Here is a 664-nt window from a genome sequence, read left to right as displayed (position 1 = left end):
GTGGCGGGGAGGAGGAGGGGCCCACCCTGCTCGGCGCCCTGGGGGAGCCAGACCCCGGCTTCGACCACGTCGTGGACCGCGAAGCGGTCCGCGGGGCGGTGGCCGGGCTGTCGGAGCGCGAACGCACCATTCTCTATCTGCGTTTCTTCGGGGACATGTCGCAGAGCCGGATCGGCGAACAGCTGGGCATCTCCCAGATGCACGTCTCCCGCCTGCTGCGCCAGGCCCTGGTCCGGATCCGGGAGACGGTGGAGAGCGGCGATTCCGGGGAATCGACGCCACGCCCCGGGCACCGGGTGACGACCGTCCCGTCCGGCCGGGCGGAAAAGGCGGGAAACGAGGCGTTTCCCGTGGCGCGCGCCGGGCAGAAGAGCACACTTCGCCACCCCGCTCCCCCGCCGCCGGTGATCCACCCCGGGAAAGGCCCCCGTCATCCGGCCCCGAATACCGCGAAGGCTCCCGCCGAAAGGACATCGGGAAAACCCTCCCCCCGGCCCGGGAAAGCGGCGGGGAAAAAGAGCGGGGCGTCCCCGCCCGCTCTTTCCGGCGCGTCCGGGGAGAAGGCACTCCGCAGAACGGGCGGGAAAACCCCCGGCCCTCCCGGTCACGGCCCCCGGGGTCGAACCACCGGGGCGACGGGCGCGGGAGGCGCGCAGAGCCGTTC

At 73.2% G+C, this 664-nt stretch carries 1 protein-coding gene; it reads left to right on the top strand.

Going from position 1 to position 664, the window contains the following annotated elements; translation table 11 throughout:
• Window positions 1–664: sigma-70 family RNA polymerase sigma factor (locus tag FOE67_RS30570; protein ID WP_182667557.1), on the top strand; the 664-nt coding region annotated here is incomplete at both ends.

Source organism: Streptomyces calidiresistens (assembly GCF_014141525.1).
GTDB lineage: Bacteria > Actinomycetota > Actinomycetes > Streptomycetales > Streptomycetaceae > Streptomyces > Streptomyces calidiresistens.
The sequence above is the reverse complement of the archived record's forward strand: the minus strand, read 5'-3'. Positions and strand labels throughout refer to the sequence as shown.